The 23663-nt window shown below is 72.2% G+C and carries 18 protein-coding genes; 10 read left to right on the forward strand and 8 right to left on the reverse strand.

Annotated elements, in window-relative coordinates; translation table 11 throughout:
• Window positions 1–23: 23 nt before the first annotated feature.
• The 3 genes from ACWCRJ_RS12850 to ACWCRJ_RS12860 form a co-directional block, all read right to left on the reverse strand.
• A complete protein-coding gene (locus ACWCRJ_RS12850) occupies window positions 24–815 on the reverse strand; it encodes a hypothetical protein (protein WP_450939312.1) in 792 nt (263 codons plus the stop codon).
• 111 nt (window positions 816–926) lie between these two features.
• A complete protein-coding gene (locus ACWCRJ_RS12855) occupies window positions 927–1814 on the reverse strand; it encodes a Gfo/Idh/MocA family protein (protein WP_450939313.1) in 888 nt (295 codons plus the stop codon).
• Window positions 1815–1875: 61 nt separating this feature from the next.
• Entirely contained in the window at window positions 1876–4653 is a 2778-nt protein-coding gene (locus ACWCRJ_RS12860; RefSeq protein WP_450939314.1) for a SpoIIE family protein phosphatase, read from the reverse strand.
• Between the two features lie 328 nt (window positions 4654–4981).
• Between ACWCRJ_RS12860 and ACWCRJ_RS12865 the strand changes: the two genes are divergently transcribed.
• The 5 genes from ACWCRJ_RS12865 to ACWCRJ_RS12885 all read left to right on the forward strand — a co-directional run bounded on the left by ACWCRJ_RS12865 (window position 4982) and on the right by ACWCRJ_RS12885 (window position 11916).
• Entirely contained in the window at window positions 4982–7087 is a 2106-nt protein-coding gene (locus ACWCRJ_RS12865; RefSeq protein ID WP_450939315.1) for a DUF1996 domain-containing protein, read from the forward strand.
• 93 nt (window positions 7088–7180) lie between these two features.
• Window positions 7181–8377, forward strand: coding sequence for a sensor histidine kinase (locus ACWCRJ_RS12870; RefSeq protein ID WP_450939316.1), 1197 nt, complete (start codon window positions 7181–7183; stop codon window positions 8375–8377).
• Entirely contained in the window at window positions 8374–9084 is a 711-nt protein-coding gene (locus tag ACWCRJ_RS12875; protein WP_450939317.1) for a response regulator, read from the forward strand. The genes ACWCRJ_RS12870 and ACWCRJ_RS12875 overlap by 4 nt, the downstream gene beginning before the upstream one ends.
• A 179-nt stretch (window positions 9085–9263) precedes the next feature.
• Window positions 9264–10121: a hypothetical protein gene (locus ACWCRJ_RS12880; protein WP_450939318.1), complete on the forward strand. Its 858-nt coding sequence runs from the start codon at window positions 9264–9266 to the stop codon at window positions 10119–10121.
• A gap of 205 nt (window positions 10122–10326) precedes the next feature.
• The gene (locus ACWCRJ_RS12885; protein WP_450939319.1) at window positions 10327–11916 is read left to right on the forward strand and encodes a hypothetical protein; all 1590 of its coding nucleotides are present in this window, start codon (window positions 10327–10329) and stop codon (window positions 11914–11916) included.
• A gap of 43 nt (window positions 11917–11959) precedes the next feature.
• Here the strand turns inward: ACWCRJ_RS12885 and ACWCRJ_RS12890 are convergent, their stop codons facing one another.
• Window positions 11960–12424, reverse strand: coding sequence for an SRPBCC family protein (locus tag ACWCRJ_RS12890; RefSeq protein WP_450939320.1), 465 nt, complete (start codon window positions 12422–12424; stop codon window positions 11960–11962).
• Between the two features lie 293 nt (window positions 12425–12717).
• Here ACWCRJ_RS12890 and ACWCRJ_RS12895 point away from each other — a divergent pair, with 293 nt between their 5' ends.
• The gene (locus tag ACWCRJ_RS12895; protein WP_450939321.1) at window positions 12718–13710 is read left to right on the forward strand and encodes a hypothetical protein; all 993 of its coding nucleotides are present in this window, start codon (window positions 12718–12720) and stop codon (window positions 13708–13710) included.
• 85 nt (window positions 13711–13795) lie between these two features.
• Here ACWCRJ_RS12895 and ACWCRJ_RS12900 read toward each other — a convergent pair whose 3' ends face one another.
• Entirely contained in the window at window positions 13796–14161 is a 366-nt protein-coding gene (locus ACWCRJ_RS12900) for a cupin domain-containing protein (protein ID WP_450939322.1), read from the reverse strand.
• Between the two features lie 151 nt (window positions 14162–14312).
• Between ACWCRJ_RS12900 and ACWCRJ_RS12905 the strand changes: the two genes are divergently transcribed.
• Window positions 14313–16622 carry an MMPL family transporter gene (locus ACWCRJ_RS12905; RefSeq protein ID WP_450939323.1) on the forward strand — a complete coding sequence of 770 codons (2310 nt, stop codon included), beginning with the start codon at window positions 14313–14315 and terminating at the stop codon, window positions 16620–16622.
• 32 nt (window positions 16623–16654) lie between these two features.
• Here ACWCRJ_RS12905 and ACWCRJ_RS12910 read toward each other — a convergent pair whose 3' ends face one another.
• Both ACWCRJ_RS12910 and ACWCRJ_RS12915 read right to left on the reverse strand, forming a co-directional pair.
• Window positions 16655–18934, reverse strand: a complete 2280-nt coding sequence (locus tag ACWCRJ_RS12910) for a M4 family metallopeptidase (protein WP_450939324.1) — start codon at window positions 18932–18934, stop codon at window positions 16655–16657.
• A gap of 363 nt (window positions 18935–19297) precedes the next feature.
• A complete protein-coding gene (locus ACWCRJ_RS12915; RefSeq protein ID WP_450939325.1) occupies window positions 19298–20113 on the reverse strand; it encodes an SAM-dependent methyltransferase in 816 nt (271 codons plus the stop codon).
• A 230-nt stretch (window positions 20114–20343) separates the two neighbouring features.
• On the opposite strand from ACWCRJ_RS12915, the gene ACWCRJ_RS12920 reads away from it, so the two are divergent.
• The 3 genes from ACWCRJ_RS12920 (at window position 20344) to ACWCRJ_RS12930 (ending at window position 22631) form a co-directional block, all read left to right on the forward strand.
• Window positions 20344–20562 (forward strand): hypothetical protein, encoded by a 219-nt coding sequence (locus ACWCRJ_RS12920; protein ID WP_450939326.1) that lies wholly within the window; start codon window positions 20344–20346, stop codon window positions 20560–20562.
• A 462-nt stretch (window positions 20563–21024) separates the two neighbouring features.
• Complete coding sequence (locus tag ACWCRJ_RS12925) at window positions 21025–22104, forward strand: enoyl-CoA hydratase/isomerase family protein (RefSeq protein WP_450939327.1); 1080 nt, start codon at window positions 21025–21027, stop codon at window positions 22102–22104.
• A 17-nt stretch (window positions 22105–22121) separates the two neighbouring features.
• Window positions 22122–22631 carry a GNAT family N-acetyltransferase gene (locus ACWCRJ_RS12930; protein WP_450939328.1) on the forward strand — a complete coding sequence of 170 codons (510 nt, stop codon included), beginning with the start codon at window positions 22122–22124 and terminating at the stop codon, window positions 22629–22631.
• 30 nt (window positions 22632–22661) lie between these two features.
• Here ACWCRJ_RS12930 and hemC read toward each other — a convergent pair whose 3' ends face one another.
• Window positions 22662–23594 (reverse strand): hydroxymethylbilane synthase, encoded by a 933-nt coding sequence (gene hemC, locus ACWCRJ_RS12935; protein WP_450939329.1) that lies wholly within the window; start codon window positions 23592–23594, stop codon window positions 22662–22664.
• Window positions 23595–23663: the final 69 nt, after the last annotated feature.

Genomic DNA, 23663 nt, shown 5'->3' on the forward strand with positions numbered 1-23663 from the left:
CCCGCCGGCCGAGCGGGGCGCGGTCACACGGCCGGGCGCGAGCGGGTCCGCCCCCGGCCGAGGAGGCCGCCGAGCGAGCGGAGCCGGCCGAGGACGGCGCCCACCACCGCGCGGGTGCGGGTCAGCCGGTCGATGTCCGCGGCCAGGGACAGGGCCGCGCCCGTCCAGGCGAAGCCGAAGGACCAGACCGAGAGCCACTCGCACAGGTACAGGGGCGTGATCGGCCAGTCGTCGCCCACCTCGGTGGCCGCCGCGGCGGCGGCGAGCGCCATGAAGACGAGGATCAGCACACCGGCCACGAGATAGGGACGCCGCACGTAGGAGCGTTCCTTGATGCCCGGGGCCCCGTACATGAAGAGGCAGAAGGCCGCCATCGCCGTCAACAGGGCGACGGCGAAGGCCTGGTGGAACACGGAGGCCGTCTGCTGACCCGCGTCGCCCCCGGACCCCGGCGCGGTGGGGAAGAGGGCGACGCCGAGGGCGCAGAGTCCGGCGACGGTGCCCAGGACGTCGTGGAACCGGTTGAAGCGATAGACGATCAGGAAGATCCCGAGGGCGCAGAGCCCGCCGACGAAGAGGTCGCGGCTGCTGGTGTGGTACGCGCCGCTCATGGAGCCGGGCCAGGCGTCCGCCCCGGTCCCGCCGTCGAGCCGCGCAGCGATCCAGTTGCCGGCCGGGAGCGCCAGGGGCAGCAGGACACCGATGACCCCGACCCCCAGGCGCAGCCGCATGACCGTCCGCGCGTCCTGATCCTTCTTCCCGGCCGCCAGCCTGCGTCGCAGATTCTCGGCGGTGCTCCCGTCCGTAGCGCTCACGGGTACCTCCTCACGCTCACGAAACGCGCGAGGCGAAGGCGTGCCCGCCATCGGACGATGTCCGATATAAAGCAAACATAAACTCGAACGCGGGCTCGGGAGCCCCGCGTATCAGCCGGTCAACCGGCCTTCCGCGGCGACGAGCAGCTCCGTCACGCGCAGCGCGAAGGCCGCGTCGCACGGATGCGGGCGTCCACTACGGGCGGCCGCCAGCAGCGCGTCCCCCGCCCGTACGAGAGCCGGTACGGCACCTTCGTCGGACTCGGGCAGTACGGCCGTCCCGGTCCGGCCGCGCAGCTCGACCGTGGCGCCGGAGGCGGCGGGCGGGGCCGTGAGGCTGAGGGTGAGCGTGCTGGACGCCCCGCCGGTGTGCAGAAGGATCAGATGCACCGTGTCCCCGGGGCCGCGCACGGCGGCGGCGACCTGCTCCACGTCCCCGAGGACCGGCAGCAGCACGGACAGGGCGTGCGGGCCCACGTCCCACAGGCCGCCCTTCTCGCGCCGCCACGGCGAACGCGCGAAGGGGCTGTCGCTCTCCTCGTCGAACAGCGACCCGAACCACTCCGCGCGGGCGGTGAACCAGCCCCCGTCGGCGGCCCGTTCGGTGATCCACGCGTCGATCGCGGTCTGGAAACGGGCGGTGAAGAAGACGACCGAGGCCACCCCGGCCTCCTCGACAGCCTCGACGACGGCCCGCCCCTGCGCCACATCCGTCGCCAGGGGCTTGTCGAGCAGCAGATGGCAGCCGGCCCGGGCGGCCCGCGCCGCGAGCGGTGCCTGGACGGAGGGCGGCAGGGCCACGGCGACCGCGTCCACATCGGCGAACAGGGCGTCGACGTCCTCGTACACCGGCACTGCACCGTGCCGTCCGGCGAGCTCCTTGGCCGCCTCCGGGCGCCTGCCCCACACTCCCGCGAAGTCCAGCTTCTGATGCGCGCTCAGCGCGGGGGCGTAGGCCATCTCGGCCCACGGGCCGGTTCCGAGCAGTCCGATACGCATGCTCCGGTCTCTCCTTGCGCTTGGGGACCCCGCCCCTTCGGGCGGGGCCTGTCGAGGACCGTCAGGGCAGCGCCTGTTCGGTCCAGATGGTCTTGCCCGTGGGGGAGTAGCGGGTGCCCCAGCGCTGGGTGAGCTGGGCGATGAGGTACAGCCCTCGGCCGCCCTCGTCGGTCGTGGCGGCGTATCGCAGATGGGGCGAGGTGTGGCTGCTGTCGGTGACCTCGCAGATCAGCTGACGGTCGTGGATGAGACGGACCCGGATGGGGCCGCCGCCGTACCGGATGGCGTTGGTGACCAGCTCGCTGAGGATCAGCTCGGTGGTGAACTCCAGCTCCTCCAGGCCCCATGCGGCCAGCTGCCGGGTGGCGTCGGAGCGGGCCCGGCGGACGGCCGCCGGGTCGTCGGGCACCTCCCACTCCACGACGCGGCTCCCGTCCAGTGCGCGGGTGCGGGCGACGATCAGCGCGATGTCGTCGCTCGCCCGGCTCGGCGGCAGCGCGTCGAGCACGGCCTCACAGGTGCCCTGCGGGGAGGTGTCGGCCCCGGTCAGCGCGGTGCGCAGCAGTTCGAGGCCGTCGTCGATGTCCCGCTCCCGGTGCTCGACGAGGCCGTCGGTGTAGAGCACCAGCCGACTGCCCTCCTCCAGCTCCAGCCCGGCCGTCTCGAAGGGCAGCCCGCCCAGGCCGAGCGGCGGACCGACGGGCACGTCGGGGAAAACGACGGTACCGTCGGGGCGGGCCACCGCGAGCGGCGGATGGCCGGCCCGTGCGACGTCGCAGCGCCGCGAGACCGGGTCGTAGATCGCGTACAGACAGGTCGCCCCGGTGATCGGGGCGGTGCCGTCCAGGACCGCCTCGTCCTGGTCGATACGGCTGACCATCTCGTCCAGCAGCCCGAGGATCTCGTCCGGCGGCAGGTCCAGCGCGGTGAAGTTGTGCACGGCGGTGCGCAGCCGCCCCATCGTGGCCGCGGCGTGCAGCCCGTGACCCACGACATCGCCCACGACGACCGCGACCCGGGTGCCGGACAGCGGGAGGACGTCGAACCAGTCCCCGCCCACCCCGGCCTGCGCCGGCAGATAGCGGTAGGCGACGTCCAGGGCGCTCTGTTCGGGCAGGTTGCGCGGCAGCAGGCTGCGCTGCAGGGTCTCGGCCATCGTGTGCTCGCGCGTGTAGCGGCGCGCGTTGTCGATGGAGACCGCCGCCCGCGCGACGAGTTCCTCGGCGAGCGCCAGTTCCTCCTGGTCGAACGGCTCGGGCTTCTCCGAGCGCCAGAAGGTGGCGACGCCCATCACCAGCTGGCCCACCCGCAACGGCACGGTGATCAGCGAGTGGATGCCGTACTCGACGACCTGCGCGGACCGTTCGAGATCCTGCGCCTGCCAGCCCGTGGCCCGGCTGAGGTCGGTCACCAGGGTCGACGTGCCGCTGTCGATGCTGCGGGCCTGCGGCGAGGAGGCGACGAGGTCGATCCGCTCGCCCACCTTGTACAGGGGCGCGTCCTTGCGGATGCCGCTGCACGCCGTACGGCGCAGTGTGGTGACCGTGTCGGGCTCGTCGCCGTTGAGCGCCGCCGGGGCGAGGTCCACGGTGACGAAGTCCGCGAACCGGGGGACGGCCACCTCCGCCAGCTCCTCGGCGGTGCGGGTCACGTCCAGGCCGGTGCCGACGCCCACTCCGGCGTCGTAGAGCAGCCGCAGACGCTCCCGGGCGGCCTCCGCGCGGCCGGACAGGGCGCGCAGTTCGGTGGAGTCGCGGAGGGTGGCGACGCTGCCGGAGGGCTCGCCCTGCAGATCGGTGGCCCGCTGGTTGACGGCGAGCAGCCGGTCGCCGACCAGGTGCACCTCGTCGTTGGCGACGCGCCCCGAGGCCAGCAGGTCGGCCATGGGGGATTCCAGACCCAGGGCGTGGACGTCCTGTCCCTCGGCGTCCGCGGGGAGGTCCAGCAGACGGTGCGCCTCGTCGTTGGCGAGCAGCAGTCTGCCTCCGCCGCCGACGATGATCACGCCCTCCCGCACGGCGTGCAGCACCGCGTCGTGGTGCTCGTACATGCGGGTCATCTCCGACGGACCGAGGCCGTGGGTCTGGCGCAGGAGCCGCTTGCTGACGAGCGCCGTGCCCGCCGTGGCCAGCGCGAGGGCCGCCGCGGCGGCGATCAGCACCAGGGGCAGCTGCTGTTCCGCGACCCCGCCCACGTTCTCGGTGGTGATCCCGGCCGAGACCAGGCCCACGACCTTGCCGTCGGGGTCCTTGACCGGCACCACGGCCTGGACGAGGGGGCCGAGGGTGCCGTTGACCTCCTCGGTGAAGGACTCGCCCTCCAGCGCCGGCCCGAGGGTGCCGACGAACTGCTTGCCGATGCGGTCCGGCTTGGGGTGGGTGTAGCGGATCCCGTCGGTGTTCATCACGACGATGAAGTCGACCTTGGACTGGATCCGGGCGGCCTCGGCCCTCGGCTGGAGGATCGCCGTCGGATCGTCCGCGGCCAGCGCCTCCCGGGTGCCCGGTGCGTTGGCGAACGTCTCCGCCACGGCGAGCGAACGGTTGTGCGCTTCCTCGCTGCTGTCGTGCCGCACCTGAAGGACCAGCGCCACCACGGCCGACACGACCAGGACCAGCACGATCACGACCTGGAGCAGGAAGACCTGCCCGGCGACGCTGCGCCCGCCCACCGCCGACCGCAGCCTCGCGAGCGGGCCCCCGCGGTGTTCCGGTTCCCGGTCCGCGCCGCCGTCGGATCCGTGCCGTACCCGCCGGGCGCGGTCGTCCGGGCCCTGCGCGGGCCGACCCTGGGGGCGGCGGGTCGACTGAGAGCGAGATCGACCCAGGAGACGCACCATGTGCCCATGTCTACACTGCCCCGCGCCCGGAGGCGAGAGGGGGTCACGCGCGGTCACGGCCGGTGCCGTCGGGGAAACGGCGGGGAGAGCGCTTGCTGCCGCTTTGACCATGTGTGACTTACCGCTACCTGTCATCTTCCTGTGAATTCGCGAGACGTTTGAACACTTCGGCGGCCGGCTCCGTATTGGGCTGGGGTTTTTCATGCCCGGACCCGATCCGACGTTGTAGGAGCTATCCGTGGGACGCACCACCAGGCGCAGACGCCCATCAGGAGCACGGCGCGCGACCTCAGCCGCGATCGCGCTGATCTTGGGCGGAGGCGGCCTCGTGGCCGTCAATGTCTACGCGTCGGCCACCGAGGAGGACGCGGCCGACGACTCCGTCCAGCAGGTCAACTCCGCCGCCGGCACGATCGACTGCCCGGACGTGGGTGACGCGTTGACGGAGGTGCCCGACGGGGCACGGGCCGAGGTCGACAAGGAACTCGCCGCCCTGGACCAGCAGATAGCCGAGGCCTACCAGCGGCTGCAGAACTCCGCCCAGGCCCAGCAGCAGGACGGCGGCTTCGCCGACAACGCGATCATGAACCCGCTCAAGGAGAAGCGGGCGGCGACGATCGAGCGGATCGCGATCGCCATCGACCGTGTCGGCGACCGCCCCGACGGTCTCGACTCCCTGGCCGCCTGCGAACTGCGCCCCGCCGAGAACCAGAACGGCGGCGACCAGAACGGCGGCGACCAGAACGGCGGCGACCAGAACGGCGGCGGTGAGAACGGCGGCGGTGACGGTCAGGACCAGGGAGACCAGCAGGGCGGTCAGGGCCAGCAGGGCAACGGCGGGCAGGCCGGCAACGGTCCGGTGGCCGCGGACTATGCCGACATCACGACCGTCCAGCCGAACGCGGGCGACGGGGGCCGTCGACAGGACGGCTCCACCGGCTCCTTCAGCACCGACTGCGGCGTGAACGCGGGCGGCCTGTTCAACTCGGACAACGTCATCGTCGCCCCCGGCGTCTCCAACGGCGCCCACCACTTCCACGACTACGTCGGCAACCAGGGCAACAGCGCGTTCGCCGGCGACGAGGACCTCGCGGCCGCCGACACCAGCTGCGAGAACCAGGGTGACCGGTCCTCGTACTTCTGGCCGGTGATCCGCCTGCAGAACGGCGCCGCGGAGCAGGACGCCAACTCTCCCGGCGGCGGCATCGAGGGCAACGTCGGTGAGATCGTGACGCCCAAGGAAGTCACCATGACGTTCGAGGGCAGCCCGCGCGGCGACGTCACGGAGATGCCGCGCCTGCTGCGCATCATCACCGGCGACGCCAAGGCCTTCGTCAACGGCACGGCCAACGCCAACGCGTCCTGGAGCTGCACCGGCTTCGAGGACCGGCAGCTGAAGGACAAGTACCCGCTCTGCCCCGCCGGCAGCGACGTGGTGCGTACGTTCAAGTTCCAGAGCTGCTGGGACGGTCGCAACATCGACAGCGCCAACCACCGCACCCACGTGGCCTTCGCCGCGGCGGACGGCAGCTGCGGCGCCGGCTTCAAGGCCATCCCGCGGCTCGTCCAGCGCATCGTCTACGACGTCGACGCCCCGAGTCTTCAGGACGGCGGGCGTACGGCCCCGCTGTTCGCGGTGGACGCCTTCCCCGAGCAGCTCCACAAGCCCGTCACCGACCACGGCGACTTCATCAACGTCTTCGACGAGGCCCTGATGCGGGAGATGGTGGACTGCATCAACGACGGTCGCGAGTGCGACGCGGCCGACATCGGCGGCGACCAGGGCGATGGCGGTGACCAGGGTGGCAATGGCGGCGGCCAAGGTGGCAACGGCGGCGGCCAGGGCGATGACGGTGGCCAGGACAACGGAGGCGACCAGGGCAACGGCGGCGACAACGGCCAGGCCGGCGACAACGGCCAGGGCGAAGACCAGGGCCAGGGCCAGGACCAGCCGGGCAACGGCCAGGACCAGAACGACGGCCAGGACGAGAACGACGGCCAGGACGAGAACGACGGCCAGGACCAGAACCAGAACGACAACCCGGCCGAACCCACCGAGACCGCCCAGGCCCCCGGCAACGGGGACGACAAGGCGAACCAGGGCGGCGACAAGGAGCCCCAGGTCCTCGGTTCGGTGAAGGCGACCCAGCGCGGCAACCCCGGCGGGGGCAAGGACGCCGACAAGGGCGCCGACGGCGATGACGGCGGCGATGACGGCGGCGATGACGACGGCGGCGCGGTCGTGGCTCCCCAGAAGACGACGCCCGCCGCCAACATCCCCTCGCCCGCCGGTCAGTCCGGATCGCAGGGGTCGCAGTCGGCGACGGGCGACCTCGCCGAGACCGGGGCGCAGTTGTGGCCTGCGATGATCGGCGGCGTGGCGGTGCTCGCCGGCATCGTGCTGCTGCGCCGGGTCAGGCGCGGGACCTACTGATCCGTCAGAACCCTCCGGACGGGATCCCATGCTCCGCCAACCTTGTTAATTTGGACGGGAATCGATCCTGTACCGAAGGACTCGGGGCGGAGCATGGCGGAGGTCAGGGTCCGGTGGCTGCCACCGCCGGGTGATGTCGCGTCGGCCGCCGTCGTGCTCGTGGCGATGGTGGCCGTCCGGCTGGGCGCGGGTGGCGACGCCGACGCCTCCTCGGCCGTGACGGTCGCGCTCGGCGCGGTCATCGCCGGCAGCCTGGCGTTCAGGCGCCGTGCCCCGCTGGCCGGGTTCGTGGTGGGCACCGCCGGGCTCGCCGTCGAGGCGCTGTGGGCGGGACCCGGTCCGCTGACCCCGGTCGCGAACCTCATCGGCGTCCACGCGCTGGGCCTCTACGCGAGCCCCCGCCGGGCCGCGCTCGGCGCGCTGCTCGTCCCGCCCGGCGTACTGGCGTACTTCGCCCCGAAGGACGACCCGGCGGTGGTGCCGGTCGCGGTGGTCCTCGTCTGGCTGCTGGTGTGGGCGGCGGGCTGCTCCACGGCCCGCGGCCGCAGGGAGACGGAACGACTGCGGCGGCTGCTGCGGCGAGAGTCGATCGTCGCCGAACGAGTGCGCATTGCCCGCGAGTTGCACGATGTCGTCGGCCACTCGGTGAATGCCATGCTGGTCCAGGCCGGCGCCGGGCGCCTGGTGCTCGACACCGACCCCGAGCGCACCCGGGAGCTGCTGAGCAGCGTCGAACGCACCGGCCGGGACGCCCTCACCGAACTCGACCGGCTGCTCGGCGTCCTGCGCGCCGACGACGACCGCGCCGACGACGACCGCGCCGACGACGACCGCGCCGACGTGGACAGAGCCGACGACCCCCTCGGCCCCCTCGGCCTCGCAGGCCCGGACCGGAACGGGACGGCCCTGGAACCACGGCATCTGGACCGCCTCGTGGGCCCCATGGCGGACGCGGGCATGGACGTCCGGCTGCGCATGGAGCCCGAGACGCTCACCCTGCCGGGCGCGCTGCGGCTGCCCGTCCACCGGATCGTCCAGGAGGCGCTGACGAACGCCCTGCGCCATGGCCACGCCCGGTCCGCCGAGGTGACGGTCCGCCGACAGCGGTGGGGCGACACCGTGCTCGTCCGCGTGGTGGACGCGGGCCGGGGGCCGACGCCGCGGTACCGGCCCGGACGAGGGTTGCGCGGTATCGGCGAACGGGCCGCCGCCCACGGCGGATCGATGGCCCACGGCCCGGCCGGCGACGGCGGCGGGTTCGCCCTCAGCGTCGAACTGCCGCTGCCGTGACCGCCCGTGCCGCCGCCGGGGCGGCCGTCCGAGTGCTCCTGGCCGACGACGACGCCCTGCTGCGCACCGGCGTGGCCGTGACGCTCGGCACCGCCCCGGACATCGAGGTCGTCGGGGAGGCCGCCGACGGGATACGGGCCGTGGAGCTGTGCCACGCGCTGACCCCGGACGTCGTGCTGATGGATGTACGGATGCCGGGCATCGACGGCATCGAGGCCACCGCCCGGATCGCCGGGGCGGGACTGACCGCGCGGGTCCTCGTCCTGACGACGTTTCCCGACGACACCTACGTGTGGCGGGCGTTGCGGGCCGGGGCCGGCGGGTTCCTGCTCAAGCGCGCCACCCCCGAACGGCTCATCGACGCCGTGCGCACGGTCTTCGCCGGGGACACCCTGATCGACCCGTCCGTCACCCGGGCCCTCGTCGAGCACTTCGTCCTCGACGGCCGGACGGCCCGCACCGGCCCGGACGCCGGGGACCTGGCCCGGCTGCGCGGCCTCACCGCCCGTGAGGCACAGGTGCTGCGCCTGATCGCCGAAGGGCTGTCCAACGCGGAACTCGCGGAACTGCTGGGTATCGCCGAGTCCACCGCCAAGACGCACGTCAAACGCATCCTGCACAAGATCGACGCCCGCGACCGGGCCCAGGCCGTGGTTGTCGCGTACCGCTCCGGCCTGATGGAGTCCGGCGTACCTCCAGGGGGGTAGGTTCCGGCACCCCCTCGGGGGGACGCCCCGCTCTCCGTGCCGTCCTACGGTCGGGCCAGTCGCCGGGAGGGGGAGCTGGAATGGGCGCGAGGGTGGCGGGGGCATTGACGGACGTGTGGCGTGCCGTTCGTCCGGAGGGCCGGTACCAGCGGTCGCTGTGGTGGTGCGGGACGCTTCTGATGGCCTCCGGGGCCCTGCACGGCGTGGTGGCGGTCGTGGACCGGGAGCCGTGGTGGGGAGCGGTGTCCTGGCGCAAGCCGGTCGCGTTCGGGGTGTCGTTCGCTCTGCTGGTCTGGTCCGTGGTCTGGATCCTGCGGCAGATGCCCACGCGCTGGTGGGTACGGGTCCCGGCCGGCCTGATCGTCCTCGTCGCCGTCTGCGAGGTCGCACTCATCACCGCCCAGCGCTGGCGCGGCGTCGCCTCCCACTTCAACCAGGCGACGACCACCGACTCCGCGATCTGGTCCGTGATCGGCACCCTGATCCTTCCCCTGATCCTCGGCCTGGTCTGGCTGTTCGTCGCCGCGCTGGTCCGGTTCGACGGCAGCGGGGCCGCGAGGATCGCCGCGCTCGTCGGGCTGGCGGCCGTACTGGCGGCCGGGTACATCGGCACCGACATGGCCGCCCTCGGGGAGGCGGCCTTCGACGACACCGGGCGGGTGCCGCAGGAGGTGCTGTTCGGCGCGGCGGGCAGCGCCAAGCTCGCCCACGCCGCCGGACTGCACGGCATCCAACTCCTCGCCGTGCTCGCGATCCTGAGCGACACCGGCCGCCTCCGGCCCCGGAGAGCGGCGACCGTCCTGGCCGTGGCGGCCCTCGGCTACACCGCCTCCTTCGCCGCGATCACCGCCACCGCCTACGCCGGCCGCGCCCCGTACGATCCGGCCGTCCCCTTCGGGATCCTGCTCGCGGCCGGCGTCCTGACCACGGGCACGGCGGCGGCCGTCGTCCTCGCGCAGGCGTCTCCCGCCCGCCGCACCGCGGATCGGGCGCCGGAGGAGGAAAAAACCCCGCTCCCCGAACGAACCGGCCGGTGACCTCCGTGCGTCAACAGGCTGTGGGGTCCACGCCTCCGCCCTCGCCGGGCGCGGCGCACGACCCTTCCGGATCATCACGCACGCGGTGGTCACGAATGGAAATCGATCTTTGCCGGTGCCCGGGAAACGCCTGTCGCGGCATCGACTTTCGGCCGTACACTGACAATTCGTAAGCATGCGGGTGGAGTTGACGGGGGGATCCGAGATGTCCGGGGATCAGTACGGGGTAAGAGACCAGGACGGCTGGAGCCACAGCTACGTCGTGCCGCCCGTGCCGCCCATGCCGCCGGGTCCGCCGCCCGGCCCGGCGGACGCCTGGAGGGCCGTCGGTGTGGGCCTGCTGAACCTCAGCGGCCTCGGACTCGGCTACGCCCTGATCCGCCGCCCCCTCCTGACGCTGGTGTGCTGGGCGGCCACCGGCCTGCTGCTCTTCACGGTGCTGCCGGCCGACCCCGACGGCGTCTCGGGCACCACCCTCACCGTCTACGGCCTGTTCCTCCTCCTCGCCGCCGTCCACGGCGCCTTCCTGGGCCTGCGCACCCGCCTGGTCTGGCCCGCGCAGTCGCCGCTCGCCATCGTGCTCGGGGTCCTCCTCCTCGCCGTACCGGTCGCGGGCGGTCTGCTCTACGAGACCGCGCGGAAGGAAGCCGTCGAGGAGATGCTCCTGGACCGGCTGGAGAAGGCCGACGACCTCGTGGACAAGGCCTCCGGCGAGTCCTTCTCCACGACCCAGTCCGAGTTCCGCAGGGCGCTGACCGCCTACGACGACCTCAGCACCGACCACCCCGACTCCCGGGCGGCCGAGAAGGTCCCGGACCGGCTGAAGACCTTCTACACGACGGTCGGCGCCCCGTACGAGAAGCAGGAGTACTGCGACGCCGTCGCTCCCCTCGAATACCTGCGCACGGTTCCGCAGACCGTGAGCAAGCGTGACCTCGGCTCGCTGGCCGACTGGCCCGACGACCGGCTCGCCACCTCGCTGTACGAGTGCGCCTCCGACAGCCTGGAGGGCAACACCGCGGGCTGGCAGGACCAGTTCAGCGACCTCCTCACCACGTTCCCCGACTCCGACCAGGCGGCGAAGGTCGAGCCCGATGTGAAGCGGGCCGTCGACAAGGCGGTCAAGGCCGTGGGCGGCGACGACCCGTGCACCGCCGTGGACCAGCTGGAGACGCTCGGCTCCCAGGTCAAGGCGCTGCCGGGGGACAAGGCCGGGGTGGCCGACGCCCTGGCCGCCGACGCCGGACGGGCCGAGGACACCGCGTCCACCGGCGTCTACACCTGCGGCGTCGACCAGTACCGGGACGGCGACTTCGCCGAGGCGGTGACCTCGATGAACGACTTCGTCGGCGCGCACAAGAAGCACAAGAACGCGCCGCGCGCGAAGAAGATCGCGATCGCCGCGGAGATCGCGCAGGAGGTCCCGGCCGCGGGCAAGAAGCTGCCCACGACGCGCTCCGGCGGCAGCATCTCCGTCACCGTCAAGAACGACAGCCCCGACGAGATCCAGGTCATGTACACCGGCCCGGTGACCGGCACCTTCACGCTCAAGGGCTGCGGCACCTGCTCCAGCTACAGCTGGAGCAGCACCCTCGTCAGCGGCTTCAAGCCGTGCAGCGGCAACGACAAGTACCCGCAGCGCACGATCAGCCTGCCCGTCGGCACCACGTACTTCCTGCACAAGCCGAAGGGAGACAGCGCCTCCAGCGCCGCCTCCGACACCGCCAAGCTGGAGCCGGGCTACATCTACACGGAATGCGCCTACGTGACCTCCGGCTACGGTCTGGACTCCTGACGCGCGCCCGGCCACGGTGACCGTGCGGGGCCGCGGGAGCGACTCAGCTCCTGCGGCCCTCGACCCACCGGGCGACGTCGTCGAGATCCCTCGCGACCGCCCTGCGCACGGCGCGAGCACCGACGGCACCCATGACCTTGGCGAGCAGACCCGCGACGCCACCGGTCGGCTCAGCCGAGAACGTCATCAGGATCGTCGTCGACTCCGGCCCGTCGGCGCGCAGCTGCCACGCGGAGACATAGCGGGAGCCGTGCGACTCGGCCTCCACCACGTAACGTTCCGGCGGCTCGCTGACGGTCACCCACATCTCCTCGGTGGCGTCCTTGCCGAACATGCGCCGGGTCTCCCGCCAGCGCGTGCCCACCCCGAAGACCCCGTCCGTGAGGACCTCGACCCTGGTGACGCCGCCGAGCATCCGGTCCATCCGGCCGAGGTCCGTCAGGGCCTCCCACACCCGCCCCTGAGAAGCGGTGACCCGTCGTTCGACCACGACACTTCTGTTGGTCATGAGATCCATGAAAGCACCGGGCGGCGACCCCCGCCCCACGGCGGGCCCGTCCCGGCCGGCCCGCCGGGTTGCGTAGGCGGGGTGCGTAGTTTCACGGACGACCGCGCGGGAGGCGTTCTGCGAGGCTTGGATCTTCAGGTGCGGCCGACGTTCCGGGGGCCGCATGGAAGGGATCGGGCCGCGGGTATTTCTCCTCCACGCGTTCGCGCACGGCACCCTGCCGTCCTGTCCGGCGGCCCCGTCGGGCGGGCTCCGCAGCCGCACCCCATCCACCACGACACGAGGAGAAGCCGATGACCGACCGCCCCGAGGGTGCGCCGGCACAGCCCCAGCCGCAGGATCAGCCGTCCGCGTCCCCGGCCTGGCCGCCCCCGGGTCAGCCCGACCCGCGGGCCCAGCCTCCGGGGCCGGCCCAGGCCTCGACACCGACCCAGGCGGAGATACCCGTCCCGGCGCAGACGCCCGGCCAGGGTGCGGCCCCGAGCGCCTACCCGTACCCGAACCCCCAGTCACCGCCCGGCTACGGCCCGCCGGTGCCGGCCCAGGCCTCCGCGTACGGCCAGTCGGCGGGCGGCCAGCCTGCGGGCGGCTATCCGCCGGGTGGCTACCCGCCCCTCGGGGCGCCGCCCGCGACCGGCGCCGGCGGACGCGCCGTGCTGTGGGCGCTGGTGGGCGCGGTCGTGGCGTCGGCGGCATGGGCCGGCGGTGTCTTCCTGCTGGACCTCGGCAAGGGCGACCCGGAGGCGGACCTGCGCGGCTACAAGGCCGAGTCGAACCTCTGCTCCTCGGTGGACTACTCGTCGTTCAAGAACGAGTACCCGGAGGAGGACACCGAGCCGGTGCACAACTCCCTGGAGCACGAGGCCCTCGACGAGAGCTACTGCAGCATCTCCCTCAAGGAGTCCTCGACCTCCTCCCTCTCCGACGCGTACTTCTCGGTCCAGGTGGACCTCCACAAGAAGACCGACCCCGGCCCCGAGTTCACCGCCCAGTGGTCCGAGTACGACCAGCGGTACGAGGACTACGACGTGGACAAGGTCTCCGGTTTCGGCGACGAGGCGTATCTCGTCACCGAGGACACCACGTCCGGGGACGACAACAGCGGCAGCCGGGCGGCGACCCTCGCGGTGCGCGACGGCTGGATGACGTACGAGATGAGGTGGAGCGCCTACGGCTCCACCTACGACGACGGCGCGACCATGCCGGAGGTGAGCGACGTGGTGGAGTGGCTCAAGAGCGACACCAACGCGACGCTGGACAACCTGCGGGAATCCGACGGGGTGTAGGTCCCCTCGGGTGCGGGCCGGGGCACACGGCCGGAGGCGGGGCGCTCGCGCCACCGCCTCCGGTCCCTCGCGCACCCAGGTCGGATCAGTCGTCCTTCGCCTTCGCGTAGTCCTGGGCCATCTGGCCGGCGAAGTCGTGCACCAGGCACTGCTCGTCGCCCACGACCCACGCGTCGTGCCCCGGCGAGCACACGAAGGCGTCGCCCGGCCCGACCTCGGCCTCACCACCGTCGTCCATACGGATGTGCATACGGCCCCGGACCACATAACCGTTGTGGTGGACCTGGCAGCTCTCCGTGCCCGCGATGGGGCCGACGGACTCCGACCAGCGCCAGCCCGGCTCGAAGGTGGCCACGGCGAAGTCGAGCCCGGTCAGGTGCACGGCTTCGAGGTGACCCCGGGGGAAATCGCGCCGCTCGTCCGGCTTCTCGACCGTCTTGATCTCCAGCATGACGGCTCCCTTCAGCTAGGCCGTCCCACCTCCCCATCGTCCGCCTGTCAAGCCGGGGCCGCCAACCGGGGGACCGGCGCCCGTCGGAGGTGCCGGGGGCCCGGCGGCGTCGTGTAATGGCATGCGGGAGATCGCTCCCGAGGGAGAGACGATGCGCTCAAGTCGTGCCGGTGAGGGTGAGGGCGAGCGGACGGGCGGGACCGAGGCCGCGACGGGCAGGCTGCGGAGGCTCGGCGAGTGGTGCGCCCGGCACTTCGTGATCGTCATCGTCGCCTGGCTGGTCGCCCTCGCGGCCGTGCAGGTGCTGAACCGGGCCTACGGCGGTGACTACTCGGACAACTTCTCCCTGCCCGGCGTGCAGTCCCAGAAGGGCCTGGACGTGCTGAAGGAGCACGATCCGGCGGCCGGCGGCTACGGCAGCCAGATCGTCCTGCACGACAAGGACAAGGCCCTCACCTCGCTCGGCTCCCAGATGTCCGAGACGGTCGACGACCTGCAGAAGATGCCGCACGTGCTGTCGGTGCAGAACCCGCTCACCGCGCCCGCCGGTCAGACCTCGCAGTCCTCGTCGCAGTCGCAGCAGCCGAACGTCGGCCCCCTGTCCTCCGACCAGAAGACGGCGTACATCACGATTCGCTTCGACGTGCAGCCCTCCACGCTGGGCGACAGCTACCTCGACGGGGTGGACGACTCCGTCCAGCCGCTGCGGTCGGCGGGCGCCGAGGTCGAGTACGGCGGACCGCTCGGTGAACTGGCCCGGCCCGACGCCGACGACCGGATCAGCGAGCTGATCGGCTTCGCGGTCGCGATCGTCGTCCTGGTGATCGGCTTCGGCAGTGTCATCGCCGCCGGGCTGCCGCTGGTGACCGCCCTGCTCAGCGTGATCGGCGGCCTGGCGTGTCTCGGTCTGCTGGCCGCCGCGTTCACCTTCGCGACCGTCTCCCCGACCCTGGCGACGATGATCGGCATCGGTGTCGGCATCGACTACGCCCTCTTCCTGATCACCCGCCACCGGCAGAACCTCATGGACGGCGACGATCCGGTGCGGGCGGCCGGCCGCGCCGCCTCGACCAGCGGCCACGCCGTCCTGGTCTCCGGCTGCACGGTCATCGTCGCCCTCGCGGGTCTGTACGCGTCCGGAGTGAGCTTCATCGGCAAGCTAGGACTCGCCGCCGCCGTGACCGTCGTCTCCGCGATCATCGGCGCCCTCACACTGGTCCCGGCCCTGCTCGGCCTCATCGGCACACGCATCGACCGCTACCACGTCCGCAAGCCGGTCGCCGAGACCGGCGCCGAGGCGGGCGAGGAGATCACCGGTACCTGGCACCGCTACGCCCAGCGCGTCGAGCACCACCCGTGGCGGTTCCTGACAGCCGGACTCGCGACCGTGGCGATCCTCGCGATCCCCCTCTTCTCCATCCAGCTGGGCCACATCGGTGACGGCGCCGACCCCACCTCCTTCACCGACCGCCGTGCCTACGACCTGATGACCGACGCCTTCGGCCCGGGCTCCAACGGACCGCTCACGGTCGTCATCGACCAGACCTCGGTGCCGTCGTCCGACCGCCAGAGCCTGCAGAGCACCGCGCAGAAGAAGCTCGACGCGGTCCAGGGCGCCCACGCGGTCACCCCGCTGACCCCCACTCAGGACGGGGACGTCCTGGTGGGCACGGTCTACTCCGCGCAGTCCCCGCAGAGCGCCGACACCACGGACCTCACCAACCGCCTCGTCGACGACACCCTGCCCGCCTCGGTCTCCGGCACGAAGGCCGAGGGGTATGTCACCGGAACCACGGCCTCCCAGGTCGACTTCCGTGACATCGTGGCGAGCAGGCTGCCCGTCATCATCGCCGTGGTCGTCGCCCTCGCCTTCCTGATCATCCTCGCCGTCTTCCGCGGCCTGCTGGTCGCGGTGAAGGCGGCCGTCCTGAACGTCCTGTCCATCGCCGCCTCGTACGGCGTCGTCGTCGCCGTCTTCCAGTGGGGCTGGGGCGGGCCCGCCCTGGGCGTCCACGGCAAGGTGCCCATCGAGAGCTACGTCCCGATGATGATGTTCGCCATCATCTTCGGCCTCAGCATGGACTACGAGATCTTCCTGCTCTCCCGCGTCCACGAGGCCTGGATTCGCACCGGTGACGCCCGCGCCTCCGTGGCCCACGCCCTGGAGATCACCGCCCGAGTCATCACCTGCGCCGCCCTGATCATGGTCAGCGTCTTCGCCGCGTTCATCGTCAGCGACAACATCGTGGTCAAGATGCTGGGTCTGGGGCTCGCCGTCAGCGTCCTCATCGACGCCACGGTCGTACGCCTGCTGATGGTCCCCGCCGTGATGACCCTCCTGGGCGGCCGTGCCTGGTGGACCCCGCGCCGGCTGGACCGGGTGATGCCGCACATCGACGCGGAGGGGGACACGGCGAAGCGGCCGGTCCCGCAGGGGCGGGACCGGCCGCTCGGCAGCTGAGATGCTTCAGCGCACCGGAAGTTGCCGGTTCGTCAGAACGTCAGCTTCCAGCTGTTGATGTAACCGGTGTCGAGGCTGGCCACGTCCTGCACCCGCAGCTTCCAGGTGCCCGCGGCGGTCTCGGAGGAGGCGTCCACCGTGTACGTCGCGACCACGTTGTCGGCCGAGTCGGACGACGAGGAGTTCTTCAGCCGGTAGGCCGTGCCGTCCGGGGCCACGAGGTCGACGACCAGGTCACCGCGCCAGGTGTGGACGATGTTCACGTCCACGGTGAGCGTGCTGGGCGCCGCTCCGGCCCGGTTGACGTTGATCGGGGACTCGACGGTGGAGTTGTCGGGGATCTGGTAGTCGGCGGTGTTCTCGAACACCGACTGGTTCCCCTCCTCGTCCACGCGCCAGGCGAAGCTCGCCGTCCCGGTCTTTCCGGCCGCGTCCGTCACGGTGACGGTCGGCGTCCAGTTCCCGGCCGTGGTCGGGGTGCCCGAGATGCGTCCCGTGGCGGCGTCGATGGACAGCCCGTCCGGCAGGCCGGTGGCCGCGTACGACAGGGCGCCGGCGTTGGTGGACGACGCCTGGACGTCCAGGGTGACCGCCTGCCCGGTCAGGGTGTACTGGGCGGCCGGCGGTACGACCGTCACGCCGTCTAGGATCCGGGAGCCGACGTTGATCGCGGCCCAGGCGTTGGCGGTGTTGTTGTAGGTCACCGAGCCGAGCCCGTACAGGTCGGCGGCGGCCCGCAGGGTGTGGGTACGGGCGGCGGCGTAGTTGGTCGTGGACGTCATGTACGTGGTGAGCGCCCGGAACCAGATCTTCTCGGCGGCCTCGCGGCCTATCGGCGTCACCGGCAGCCCGTCGAAGGTCGGCGAGTCGTAGGAGACGCCGTTGACGACCTTCGCGCCGCTGCCCTCGGAGGCCAGGTAGAACCAGTGGTTGGCCGGGCCCGAGGAGTAGTGGACGTCGACGTTGCCGAGCGTGGAGGACCAGTAGTCGCGCGAGGAGCCGTCCTTGCTGGGCTTGTCCATGTAACGCAGCGGCGTGCCGTCGCCGTTGATGTCGATCTTCTCGCCGACCAGGTAGTCCCCGACGTCCTCGGAGTTGCCGGCGGCGAACTCCACGGCGGCGGCGAAGATGTCGGAGGTCGCCTCGTTCAGCCCGCCGGACTCACCGCTGTAGACGAGGTTGGCGGTGACCGACGTCAGACCGTGCGTCATCTCGTGCGCGGCCACGTCGATGGAGGTGAGCGGGTTGGCGTTGCCCGACCCGTCGCCGTACGTCATGCAGAAGCAGGTGTCCTGCCAGAACGCGTTGACGTAGTTGTTGCCGTAGTGGACCCGGCTGTACGGGGCGACCCCGTCGTTGCGCAGTCCGTTGCGGCCGTGGACGTTCTTGTAGTAGTCCCAGGTCAGCGCGGCCCCGTAGTGCGCGTCCGCACCGGCGGTCTCCAGGTTGGCGGTGGTCCCGTCGCCCCAGACGTCGTCGCTCCCACTGAACAGCGTGCCCGTCCCGGAGGAGCCCCGGTTCAGGTTGTACGTCCGGTGGTTGCCCCGGTCCGCGTCGGTCAGCGTGTACGACGAGCCGGACTGGCTGGAGCCGAGGCCGACCGTGCCGCTGTAGCGGGTGTTGCCCGTGCCGGTGTGCACGGCCTCGTACTCGAACAGCTTCTTGCCGGTCTGCGCGTCGGTGATGACGTGCAGTTCGCTGGGAGTGTCGTCGTGCTGGAAGCCGCTGACGACCGTCTCGTAGGCGAGGGTCGGGGTGCCCTTCGCGGCCCAGACGACCTTGCGGCTGCTGTCCGGAGCGGCCTTGGTGGACCCCTCCTTCCTCGCCGTCGTGAGCGCCTGCTTCTCGGCGGTGGCCCTGCTGACCGCGGGGCTGAGGTCGGACACCTTCAACGCGGGCTTGTAGGCCCGGGTGACGCTCTCGACCGCGCCGGACTTCGCGGCGTGGACGATCAGGTCGCCGCCGAGCACGGGCAGTCCGGAGTAGGTGCGCTCGTACCGGGTGTGCACGGTGCCGTCGGCGTCCTTGACGACGTCGCGGACCCTCAACTCCTCCTTGCCGCCCAGGGCCAGGCGGTCGGCGGTGGTGTCCAAGGCCTTCTCGGCCTGGCGGATGAGGGTCTTGCGCTGGGTGGGAGTCAGCTTCGCGGGCAGGGACCCGCGGTCCGGCTTCGCCGCCACGGGACGGGCGGTGCCTTCTCCGCCGTCACCGCGTGCCATCGCCGGGGCGCCCGGGGCGGCGACGGCGAGCATCGCCGCCGCGACGACGAGGGCGGCCGTGGCCGTGGTGCGTCTGTGGGGGGTGGATCTCACGCGAACTCCTTAGCTGCGGCCGACGTGGGACGAGCGGCCGTACGAAGGACCCGGTGCACGGGTCGAGGCACCGGGTGGAGCAGGGAGTGCTGCGATGCGGATGCGCGTGCGCCGTCGTGAGACGGGGTGGGCACAGAGTGTCAGATGTGTGGGTCTCGTGTCAGGGGCACGCCAAGTGTTTGGCCGGAAAGTGATCGATCAACGACCGCCGGTGGCCAGGGACTTCCCGGGCGTCGTCCGCGCGTCCCGGGCAGGGGCACCGTTCGCACGAGGCCGGGGGCCGGCCGGAGCCATGGCTCCGGCCGGCCCCCGGCCCGGGTGAGGTGTGCGGGGGCTACGCGCGCGGCCCCACGACGTGCGACGTCACGGCTTGCGGGCGAGACCGCCGTGTTCGGCGATGACTTCCGGGGCGGGATCGGTGGCGTCCGGGCGCCACAGGGGGACCGAGACCACGCCGGGGTCCAGCAGTTCCAGTCCGTCGAAGAACGAGGTGATCTCGTCGACCGTGCGCAGGTTGTACGGCACGGCGCCGCTCTCGTTGTAGCCGTCCTGGGCGCGCTCGAAGACCGGGTCGATGCCCCGGGAGCCGTCGTTGATGGAGAGGTAGCTGCCGGACGGCAGCGCCCCCAGCAGCCGGTCGATGATGGAACGTGCCTGGTCGTGGTCGGCGACGTGGCCCAGGATGTTGCTGAGGATCAGCGCGGTGGGCCGGCCGAGATCGAGGGTGTCCGCGGCCGCCGCGAGAATGCGGTCCGGGTCGAGCACGTTCGATTCGACGTAGTCGGTCGCCCCCTCGGGCGTGGACTGGAGCAGGGCGCGGGCGTGGGCCAGGACCAGCGGATCGTTGTCGACGTAGACGATGCGTGCCTCGGGGGCGATGCGCTGGGCGACCTCATGGGTGTTGTCCGCGGTCGGCAGGCCCGTCCCGACGTCCAGGAACTGCCGTATGCCCGCCTCGGCGACCAAGTACGTGATGTTGCGGCGCAGGAACGCGCGGCTGCTGCGGGCGATGGTCACGATGCCCGGGAACACGGCGGTGTACGCGTCGCCGGCCTGCTCGTCGACGGGGTAGTTGTCCTTCCCGCCCAGCCAGTAGTTCCAGATACGGGCCGAGTGCGGCACCGAGGTGTCGATCTTCTGATGCGCCGCCGGTCCGGGGGAGGTCGCGTGGTCGGTCATGTCTACCGTCCGTCTTTCAGCCGAAGCGAGGAGTTCCGGACACAACTTACGTCCCGACACCCCTTCTCCGTACGTCAGTTCACATTTCTGATGGACCCGGGCGGGAGGACGCCGGGTCCGGGGGAGCGGGCGAGTCGCCGCTGCACGCCGGACGGGAACTTCTCGGCTCGAACGGGCGTCCCTACCGGTGAGGCTGGACCGCACGCGGCGCGCGACGGAAGTGGGTTGCCATGACGACGATCGACCCGACCAGGATCGAGACCACGCTGGCCGACGGCCGCCGCATGACCCTGTCGCTGCCCGCGACGGACGCCGGATGGGCCGCCGAAGGCATCAGGACCCTCCGCCCCGTCCCGCCCACGCACACCGGCCGCGGCCAGGACCCTCCCGCCCTCCCCGAGCGCCCCGCGCTCCCCCTCGAAGTGGCCCTGCTGGGCTTCGCGTTCTAGCCCGCCGGCGTGCCTGACGGGTGGCAGTGGGACCCCACGCTCTTCCGGGGCAGCGAGGTCCACCACGCGCGAGGCCGACTTCGAACGGGACCTGCGGGCGCTGCTGGAGCAGGCGGCCCCGGTAAAGCACCCGTTCGCGGAGCGCCTTCCGGCCACCGAGGTCAGGATCTGGCGGAAGTCCCGGGGTGGTTGAGGCGTCAGCGGTGGTCCACCGGCGCTGTCGGTGGCGTGGAACGGGCCGCGGTCAGGGTCTGGCCAGGGTCTAGGTGCGCAGGGTGAAGGGGCCCCTCGTGTGCTCGCGCCACGCCCGTACGTCGTCCCTGGGTGCCGAGCGCCCGGCAGGGGTGCCCGCGAAGGGGTCGGGTACGCTCGGCGGGCCCGGGGCGGGCGTCGACGACCGAAAGGAACCGGCCAGATCATGCGCGTCAGCGTGACCCGACGTCCGACGGCGGGGGGCCGCCGATGAGCGGCGGCGAGGAGGAGCCCGTCCTCCTGCGCACCACCGGCCGGGCCGCCCACCTCACCCTCAACCGCCCGAGGGCCCTCAACGCCCTCAACCACGCCATGGTGCGGCGCATCGACGAGGCACTGACCGCCTGGGAGCACGACCCGGCGGTGGAGACCGTCGTCGTCACCGGCGCGGGGGAGCGGGGCCTGTGCGCGGGCGGCGACATCCGGGTCGTCCACGACGACGCCCGCGACGGGGACGGCACCGCCTCGGCCGCGTTCTGGCGCGACGAGTACCGGCTCAACGCCCGGATCGCCCGCTACCCCAAGCCGTACGTCGCCGTCATGGACGGGATCGTGATGGGCGGCGGCGTCGGCGTCTCCGCCCACGGCAGCGTCCGTGTCGTCACCGAGCGGTCCCGAATCGCCATGCCCGAGACCGGCATCGGCTTCGTCCCGGACGTCGGCGGCACCCGGCTCCTGGCCCTCGCGCCGGGCGAACTCGGCACCCTCCTCGCCCTGACCGGAGAGCGGATCGGCGCCGCGGACGCCCTGCTGTGCGGCCTGGCCGACCACTACGTGCCGTCCGCGTCGCTCGGGCATCTCCTCGACGACCTCGCCGAGCTGCCCGTCCGGGAAGCGGTCGCCCGGCACGTGCGGCAGCCACCGCCCGGCGAACTGGCCGCCCGTCGGGAGTGGATCGACTCCTGCTTCGCCGCCGACACCGCCGAGGAGATCGTCCGGCGGCTCCTCGCCCACGGCGACCCGGTGGCGAAGGAGACCGCCGAGACGCTGCTCGCCAAGTCACCCACCGCCGTCAAGGTCACCCTCACCGCCGTGCGCCGCGCCCGGCGGCTGGCCTCCCTGGAACGCGCGCTGGAGCAGGAGTACCGCGTCTCCTGCGCGGCCCTGGCCACCGCCGACCTGGTCGAGGGCATCCGCGCGCAGGTCATCGACAAGGACCGCGCTCCGCGCTGGTCCCCGGCCACCCTCACCGACGTCACCGACGCCGCCGTGGAGCGCTTCTTCGAGCCGCTCGGCGACCGCGAACTCCGTCTCCCGCCCCACGACGCCCCGACCGGGCGCCCGGCGTGACCGACAGCCCGCACGGCATGACCATCAGACCCGGCGGCCCGGCCGACGCTCCGGCCGTCCTCGCCATGCTCGACGCGGCGGTGGCCTGGATGAACGAGCGCGGCAACACCGAGCAGTGGGGCACGATCCCGTACTCGCGGCGACCCGACGGGGCGGCACGGGTCGAGCGGTACACGACCGAGAACACCCCGTACATCGCGGAGCTGGCCGGCACACCCGTCGGAGCCCTGGTCCTGGACACCGGCCCCAGCCCGCAGCTGCCGATCGCCCCGGCCGGGGAACCCGAGCGCTACGTCCGCCTGCTGGTCTCCGACCGACGGCACGCCGGCCTCGGCATCGGCGCGGCCCTCCTGGCCCATGCCGCCGAGCAGACCAGTCGGGCGGGCGTCCGGCTCCTGCGGGTCGACTGCTGGGCGGGTGGCGACGGCCGGCTCGTGGCGTTCTACGAACGCAACGGCTTCACCGCCACCGACCACTTCCTCGACGGCGCCTGGCCGGGCCGGGTACTGGCCCGGTACGTCGACTGACCGTGCCGGACGAAGCCCACCGGCCGTGGCTCAGTGGGCGATGCCGTCGATGAGGTCGCGGGCGCCCTGGCGGAGCAGGGCGACGGCCACGGAGGTGCCGAGCGTGGCCGGGTCGAGGCGGCCGGCCCATTCGTGGGCGTTGATGACCGTCTTGCCGTCGGGTGTGAACACGGAGGCGCGCAGGGAGAGTTCGCCGCCGCGGTCCGTGCGGGCGAAGCCGGCGATGGGGCTGTTGCAGTGCCCCTGGAGGACGTGCAGGAACATCCGCTCGGCGAGGGTCTCGCGGTGGGTGTCCGGGTCGCCGAGTCCGCTGACGGTGTCGATGGTGAGGGAGTCGCCCTCCCGGCACTGCAGCGCCAGGACACCCGCGCCGATCGGCGGCATCATCGTCTCCACGGACAGGACCTCGCTGATCACGTCCGCGCGGCCGATCCGCTCCAGCCCGGAGACGGCCAGCAGCAGCGCGTCCGCCTCGCCCGCGGCGAGCTTCTCCAGCCGGCGGTTGGCGTTGCCCCGGAACGGCACACACTCCAGGTGCGGGTGCGAGGCGGCGAGTTGCGCGGTGCGCCGTACGGAGGAGGTGCCGATGCGGGTGCCCGCGGGAAGCTCGTCCAGGGTGCGGCCGGCGGGGTCCACGAGCGCGTCGCGGATGTCGTCCCGCTTCAGGAACGCGGCGAACATGGTGCCCGCCGGGAGGGGCCGGTCGGCGGGGATGTCCTTCACGCAGTGCACGGCGAGATCCGCCTCGCCCGCGATGAGCGCGGCGTCGACCTCCTTGGTGAACGCCCCCTTGCCCTCGACCTGGGAGAGATCACCCATCCACTTGTCCCCGGTCGTCTTCACGGGGACCACTTCGGTGCGCAGCGCCGGGTGCAGCACGGCGAGTTCGGCGCGTACACGCTCCACCTGGGCCAGAGCCATGGGCGAGTCTCGGGAGACGATACGAATCAGATCCTGCGACATGAAGGCACGATAGCCCCTCGGGCCCGGCGCCGTTGACCACCCTCGACCCCCGTCGTGACCCCGGTTCCG

It is taken from the genome of Streptomyces sp. NPDC002324, from assembly GCF_053593335.1.